This is a genomic window from Vallitalea sp., assembly GCF_025211055.1.
Taxonomy (GTDB): Bacteria; Bacillota; Clostridia; order Lachnospirales; family Vallitaleaceae; genus Vallitalea.
Genome location: NZ_JAOARO010000036.1, coordinates 20,978 through 28,811, shown reverse-complemented (window position 1 = coordinate 28,811; position 7,834 = coordinate 20,978). Strand labels below are relative to the sequence as shown.

The following is a 7,834-nucleotide window of genomic DNA, read 5'->3' as shown; positions in this document are numbered from 1 at the left end:
TATAAGTTTCATCTTGACCAGATTGCTCTGGCTTATATTTTATAGACTATCGTCTTTATCCATTAATTTACTAAGGAATTTTCTTGGGTAAAACTTATTACTAAGTTTTTGGTTGTTTCACTGTTCAGTTTTCAAGGTTCTATCCTAATTTGTTACTTGCTGTTTTGTTTTCTTCAGCGAAAAGAATTATATCATTTATATATAATAAAGTCAAGGCTTTATTCGACATTTTTTAAATCTTTTTTTATGACATATGGTTTACTAAGTGTAAAATTCACTATATATATAAGGAAATAAAACTTCCAATAACTGCTAAATATCATTATTATTTTTTCTATCAGTTATTTTATTTTAAACATAAACCTATCATTTATACTAAGAATTTATGTTATTAATATTTTAATTAAGCTATAATAAACTTATTTAATACAGTACATATCCTTAGTACCATCCCCCTACAATATATAAGTTATTACAATATGTATACCTAACAATCTGTATTATATAAAATTTTACAGTAATTATTCTAAATTTTAGAATTTTACATCTCTTCCATTAATTCCATATTGAGATTGGACAATACATATGTTAGACTTGTTGTTGAGGTGATTAGATGAAAAGAATATTGCTTTTAATGATTTCGTTAATTTTGACTTTTAGTTTTTCCAGCAAAGCATTTGCTTCTCAAGTAATACCTATTTACGTTAATGGAAATGTTTTAACTCCTGACGTTAATCCTTATATTCAAAATCAACGTACCTTTGTACCAATTAGATTCATTGGAGAAGCTCTTAATGCTACATCAATCAAATGGGACTATTCATCCAAGACAGCTACATTGGTATTTAATCAAAAAATAATTAAACTACCCATAGGTTCTAGATATGTAATTGTAAACGGTAAAGGATATAAAATTGATGCACCAATAAATTTAGTTAGAGGACGAACTTTCGTACCTGTAAGATTTATATCTGAAACATTAGGATATGACGTGAAATGGGCTAACAGCTCCGTATATATTAGTAACAATGGATATACCCCTCCTATAAACAAATATAGCTCAGAGGATTTATATTGGTTATCTAGAATTGTAGAAGCTGAAGCAGCTGGCGAACCATACGCTGGAAAATTAGCAGTAGCTAACGTAATCATTAATCGAAAAAAAAGTTCAGAATTTCCAAGTACAATAAAATCAGTTGTTTTTGATAACAAATACGGTATTCAATTTACACCCGTTGCAGACGGAAACATATACAACACCCCTACTCAAGAAAGTATAAATGCCGCTATCGCAGCACTAAATGGTTCCAATAATATTGGTAATTCATTATACTTCCTTAATCCAGCAAAATCTTCAAATTTTTGGATAATAAATAACCGTAAATTTGTTATGCAAATCAAAAATCATTACTTTTATGCTTAGGCAAATTAAATATTTTACTTAATTAGTATAATACCCCCTTCTTATAATAAGAAATACCCTAAAAAGTAGAATATCTACTTACCTTTAGGGTATTTCTTTCTATTATTAATCAAATTCTTTTCATGCAGCTTTTGCTGGTAATTTTTTATTCTTGGTAGGTGTCTTTTTTTCGTGCTTTTTTTCAAATAGTTTGATAATTTTTTTACCAATTAAAGATATGGCAAATGTTATTGATATTAGTATAATTGATTTTAGAGGTTGCTCTACAAATGCTCTTATATTAAATCCAATGAAACTTAGAGAAAATATCATTATAAGCTTACCAAGAACTAATGCACTAAAATATTCTCTGTTTTTAATGCCTGCTAAAGCTGCTAAACCACAAACAACAATAGAAGGTGTAAAAGGAAATGTTAGTAAGAAGAATATTGGAGTAAATCCCTTATCCTTAATCCAATGAAAAATATTATAGATTTTTTCGTTTTTAGCAATCTTTTGTTGGAATCTTTTTTGTCCAAATTTCTTTATTACCAAGAATACAATAATTGAGCCAATGCATGAACCTAACCATGAATATAAATAACCAGTCCAAAAACCAAAGGCCATAATATTAATCGTTACAAATAATATTAAAGGTAATGGTGGGAAAAAAGCTTCAATCATTGCTAATCCAACACCGGCAAACATTCCCATAGAACTTATTTGATTAAGCATGTCTGTCCAATAGCCAAGTGTCATTAACTCTTTAAACCATTCAATCATAATCCCACATCCTTTCTCTTCGTTTATCTATAATTTCAACATATTATTATTATATCCAACATGTCTAGTATAATTTATTAATATTAAAATCTTATTAAAATATATTAAAAAAAATCTTAAATTATTATAAATCTATATTTTTTGCATCAAAAAATTTTTATATCAAAAAAAGTTATTGTAATAATACAATTAAAGAGAGATTCTACACTTACATTAGATATCTCTCTTATTAATTGATTAGTATTTAACGTCAAGTCCACCAAACAAAATAAAACATTTAACTATGAGCACTTTGTTTGTATTAACCATCTCTCTTTTTGTTTTATTACCCCATCCACCAAAAAGAGGAACTCCTTTTATTTCAACTTTCCAATCCATTGGTACTTTTATATCAATACCACCAAATGCAACAAATGCATCAATAATTATTGGTTCATTCTCAGTAATGTTAGCATTTCTTAGATCAACATCAATGCCACCAAAAACAGCACCTAAATTACCTCCCTGAAAATCAATTGAATCATTAATTATATCACTTCCTGAAAACAAACAAAAAGTGTCTAATATATTATCAGAGTATACTCTTTTATTGCTATGTTTTTTTTTAGGAATTATTAACCAAGCACCAACTATAATAACAACTACTGGGAATATAAATTCACTTATATTAATACCTTCTAGGATTTCTAGATCCAGTTCTTTTAGTTGAAAAAAAACACCAACAATTATCAATACATAAGCTAATGTTTTTGAACCATATTTATCAAATAAATTTACAAAACCAATAACAATTAATATAAGCGGCCAATAAATACCAAAAATATTATCACTATCAACTATATCTAATCTACCTAATAGAATTACAACACCAATTGCAATTATCAATATCCCTAAGAGATTTCTTTTTTTCATATGGCGTCCTCCTTTAACAATATTTAATATGTAAGAATGTTATTTTCAACAACTCTGTATTTGTCAAAATAAACTATTAATAAATAATATGTTAATACTCTTTTGAATATATTTTAACATATACTTATAAGTAATAAAAGAATTAATTGGTTAAAATAGAGATATATTAAATTATGCTTGATTTTTTCACAATTAACAACTATAATGATTTAGTTATAGAAGATAAAACACAAATAAAATTAAGGATGAGATAATATAATGAATTTCAACGAATTAAATATATCTGATAATATTCTAAAAGCTATATCTGATATGGGATTTGAAGAAGCAACAGAAATACAGCAGAAATCAATTCCACAAATATTATCAGGCAGTGATATTATTGGACAATCCCAAACAGGTACAGGTAAAACGGCAGCATTTGCAATTCCAATATTAGAAAAAGTGGATCCATCTATTAAAAAGCCACAAGTATTAGTCCTATGCCCTACAAGAGAGTTAGCTGTTCAAGTATGTAATGAGTTCAAGAAGCTAACAAGATACATGCATAATATAAAATCATTTCCTGTTTATGGTGGCGAACCTATCTATAGACAGATTTCTGTTCTAAAAAAAGGTGTTCAAATAATCATTGGTACTCCTGGAAGACTTATGGATCATATGAATAGAAAAACCATCAAACTTGACCATGTTAATTCAATTATACTGGATGAAGCTGATGAAATGCTTAATATGGGATTTAGAGAAGATATTGAGACTATACTAAGTAAAATATCTAATGAAAATCTCCAGACAATACTTTTTTCAGCAACTATGCCAAAAAGTATCTTAGATATTACTCATAATTACCAAAAGAAGCCTAAGCTTATTAAGATTACAAGAAAAGAATTGACAACTGATACTATCGACCAAAGATATTATCATGTTCTTGAACATCATAAATTAGAAGTTCTAAGACGATTGATAGATGTGTACCATCCAAAACTATCATTAATATTCTGTAATACCAAAAAGAAGGTTGATGAGGTAACAGACTTATTACAAGACAATGGTTACGCATGTGATAAAATACATGGAGACATGAATCAAGTAGTAAGACTTAGCGTACTAAACAAATTCAATAAAGGTATTATTAATATACTTGTTGCTACTGACGTTGCTGCAAGAGGCCTTGATATTCAAAATGTTGAAGCGGTTGTTAATTATGACGTGCCAGATAATGAAGAATATTATGTCCATAGAATTGGTCGTACAGGTAGAGCAGGTAAAAAAGGTACTTCTTATACTTTGGTTTCCAAAACAGAAACTAGGAGAATATCAAATATAATTAGATATATTAAAAAAGATATTCCTAGAAAAAAAATTCCATCAATCAACAAAGTTAATGCTGTAAAGATAGATAACTATATGGAATCACTAGCTTCTACTATTGACAATACTTCTGATTTGGAACAATACGAAAACATCATAAACAAACTTAACGATAAAGGTTATACTTCTGATAAGATAGCCGCAGCACTACTCATGTCTAATCTTGAATTAAAAGAAGAAAATAACATGAATCTGTCTTATGAAATCAGTAGAAGACAACCATACAATAATGATAGAAATGATAGAGGAAATAACAAATCCAAACGCTATGGTAATAAAAGAGAAAAAGGTATGTCAAGATTATATGTCAATATTGGAAAGAACCATAAAATAGGTGTTAGAGATATAGTTGGTGCTATAGCAGGTGAAACAAAGATAAAAGGTTCCTCCATTGGTTCAATTGATATGTATGATAAATATACTTTTGTGGAAATACCAGAAAAATACGCTAATCAAGTTATTGATAAAATGAATCAATCAAGAATCCGTGGTAAAAATATTACAATGGAATTAGCCAACACAAGAAAAAGAAGAAGATAAATTTTAATTGTATAGTTAAAATTTCAGACCTCTGTTTAAGTAACATATTATATATTGCTTGAACAGAGGTCTGCCTGTATATTATGGTATTAATGTTAATAGTTATTTCTTTTTCTTATAAAATCCACCTAGTATTCTGAATAACCATAATAAATGAATACAAAATGACATTATTATGTTAGAAAAGCTTAATCCGATGATTATTGTTTGTATGCTTAATAAAATACTTATCATTAACGTTGTTCCATAACTTATAGAAGCTATACCTATAACTAATCTTATCAAAAAACTGTATATGAATGTAATTATTATTGGAATTGATAGTCTGTTATACCTGTTATTTATTAATATGCTATAGTTTTTAATATGTGTCAATAATTTATTATCCTAATTAAGATGGGGCTGTAAATAATATATTATCCTACAGCCCCTCTAATTTTTGCTATTTTTATATTGATAGACTTCTACGGTCAAAAATAATTATCGCTGCAAAGTAAAGTATACCGCTTATACCTAACAAAATCAAACTTGCCATAGCAGCATAGGTTGAACTGCTTAAGATTTCTTCAATATCTACAAATGAATAAATAGTAAAATATTTTAACCATGATATATCTTCACTTATTCCCATGAGCATCCGAAATATCAAGAATGAAGCTGCTATTCCCCCTCCAAAGGCAAGAGCATTTCTTGATTCATTGAATAAACATGAGAATAAGAATACTATACCACTAACAACCATTGTGGCTAGATAAGTCACTAAATTTAGAACAATGAATTTACCTATATCAAGATGTCCTCCGAACATGGATTCACTAATAGCAATACCTATACCTACATTTATTATGAAAATGGCAGCTATACTACTTACCAGATAAACAGCTTGAGTTACAGCTATTCTAATACGAGTATTAGGTGTTGTTAATATATAAGCCATTGATCCATTATCAACATGTTTTGCAATCAATTTATTCCCTATGATTATTGTATATATCATTGGAAATACTAGAAAAATAAAACCATAAAGATAATGTGCAAGATAACCAGTTAAATCTGTACCTAGATTATCAAATCCAAAGGCTTTTAACATTCCCTCAGGCATCAATGCCAGCATACTTTCTATAGTTTCTGCACTATCAGGATCGAACATAACTATACTTATTGTTACATACATAAGTATGAAAAGTGTAAAAAATAATCCTATACCCCAATTTGCCTTGAATGTTGCTTTGAACAATGTCTTATTCATGAGTAACACCATCCTTCCCATAGTATTTCATAAATACATTTTCTAGTGATTGTTGCTCAGCTTCTAATCCAATCACACTACAATCAGATAAAATCTTGAAGAACTCCTTGTAATTGTTATTTACTGTAATTTTAACCTTTTTATCGGTTATTTTTTTGACATCCAGTTTATTATTCATAAGCTCACTTACATCATTTTTGTTAGATAATCTAATTATAAAAGTTTCCTGTTTCATAGCATTAAGAGATTGAACATCTTCAACAGCAACAATTCTACCATCTTTTATGATGCCTGCTCTATCACAAACTCTTTGAACTTCCTCAAAAATATGTGAAGACATCATTATTGTTTTACCTCTTTCTTTTTCTCTATCCAATAGATTCATAAATAAATTCTGCATTAGAGGGTCTAATCCACTTGTTGGTTCATCTAATATATATATTGATGGGTCATGCATAAATGCTGTCACTATCCCTAATTTCTGTTTCATACCTTTTGACATCTTTTTTATTTTACCTTTTGTATCTAATTCAAATAGCTCTATAAGCTCATCACGTCTTGATAAATCCTTGGTATGACGCATTTCACACATGAACCTAAGGAATTCCATACCTTTCATATTCTCAAAGAAAGTAATCTCTCCTGGAAGATAACCAATAGTATTTTGAAGTTTTGCCGCTTCTTTTCGACAATTGATTCCATTAATTACTGCACTGCCTTTTGTTGGATTGGCGAATCCAAGCAGGTTTCTTATGGTTGTTGTTTTTCCAGCACCATTAGGACCAATATAGCCAAAAACTTCTCCTTCCTTAATTGTGAAGTTCAAATCAAAGACACCTTTTCCACTCTTATAGATCTGTGTGAGATTCTTAACTTCTATCATTCAACTACCTCCCTTATAATTATCATGTTTACTTAGTTGATCTCTGCAATATTTTACGTATGACAATGCTTCCTCTTTTATCTTAATCTTATTTCTATCAAAATCTAATGCACCATTTATTAATTCTTCACTGAACTCAAGTAATTCTGTGAACTCAACATATTTCTGCTCATCCTTTGACATAATAATCTGAGGTATAATACCATAAATCCTTATTAATTCTCTAGTCCATAATCCTGCTAAATACTCTGGATATTTTACATTGAATATACCCTCTTCATTGCCTTGTATGATTAATTTTTTGTAAAGTTCTGTTGTAACTATTTCAAATTCTTCTGCCATCTTTCTCAAAATAGTGTTGTTTCCTTTAAAAGAATATATCTTGCCAATCTCTGGCCATTCTTCTATCTTGCTTTCTTTACATTTATTGATAGTAATAAAAACATTATTTAATAATTCAATTGTGGATTCTACATTTTTTTCTTGCATCTTTTCATAATATCTGACTAAATCTTTAATATAATTAATGGTTATTGCTTGAAGAACTTCATCTTTTGATTTGAAATGATGATAAAATCCGCCTTTAGAACTTCCTACTGACTCAATTATCTCTGATACAGTTGTCTTTTCATAACCTTTCTCAGCAAATAGTTTATATGCCGTTCTTATTATATTCTGTTTTAAATCCATATGA

At 28.6% G+C, this 7,834-nt stretch carries 7 protein-coding genes; 2 read left to right on the top strand and 5 right to left on the bottom strand.

Annotated features, from left to right (window positions below):
* Window positions 1-613: 613 nt before the first annotated feature.
* Window positions 614-1,423, top strand: a complete 810-nt coding sequence (locus N4A55_RS05030) for a stalk domain-containing protein (protein ID WP_293754411.1) — start codon at window positions 614-616, stop codon at window positions 1,421-1,423.
* 120 nt (window positions 1,424-1,543) lie between these two features.
* Here the strand turns inward: N4A55_RS05030 and N4A55_RS05025 are convergent, their stop codons facing one another.
* Together N4A55_RS05025 and N4A55_RS05020 are read right to left on the bottom strand one after the other, a co-directional pair.
* On the bottom strand, window positions 1,544-2,185 hold the full coding sequence (locus N4A55_RS05025; protein ID WP_293754410.1) for a TVP38/TMEM64 family protein: 642 nt from the start codon (window positions 2,183-2,185) through the stop codon (window positions 1,544-1,546).
* Between the two features lie 237 nt (window positions 2,186-2,422).
* The gene (locus tag N4A55_RS05020; protein WP_293754409.1) at window positions 2,423-3,097 is read right to left on the bottom strand and encodes a LiaF transmembrane domain-containing protein; all 675 of its coding nucleotides are present in this window, start codon (window positions 3,095-3,097) and stop codon (window positions 2,423-2,425) included.
* 258 nt (window positions 3,098-3,355) lie between these two features.
* Here N4A55_RS05020 and N4A55_RS05015 point away from each other — a divergent pair, with 258 nt between their 5' ends.
* Complete coding sequence (locus N4A55_RS05015; protein ID WP_293754408.1) at window positions 3,356-5,008, top strand: DEAD/DEAH box helicase; 1,653 nt, start codon at window positions 3,356-3,358, stop codon at window positions 5,006-5,008.
* 448 nt (window positions 5,009-5,456) lie between these two features.
* On the opposite strand, the gene N4A55_RS05010 is transcribed toward N4A55_RS05015, so the two are convergent.
* The 3 genes from N4A55_RS05010 to N4A55_RS05000 are packed head-to-tail and all read right to left on the bottom strand — an operon-like array spanning window position 5,457 to window position 7,830.
* Window positions 5,457-6,257: an ABC transporter permease subunit gene (locus tag N4A55_RS05010; RefSeq protein ID WP_293754407.1), complete on the bottom strand. Its 801-nt coding sequence runs from the start codon at window positions 6,255-6,257 to the stop codon at window positions 5,457-5,459.
* A complete protein-coding gene (locus N4A55_RS05005) occupies window positions 6,250-7,140 on the bottom strand; it encodes an ABC transporter ATP-binding protein (RefSeq protein ID WP_293754406.1) in 891 nt (296 codons plus the stop codon). The genes N4A55_RS05010 and N4A55_RS05005 overlap by 8 nt, the downstream gene beginning before the upstream one ends.
* A complete protein-coding gene (locus tag N4A55_RS05000; RefSeq protein ID WP_293754405.1) occupies window positions 7,141-7,830 on the bottom strand; it encodes a TetR/AcrR family transcriptional regulator in 690 nt (229 codons plus the stop codon).
* Window positions 7,831-7,834: the final 4 nt, after the last annotated feature.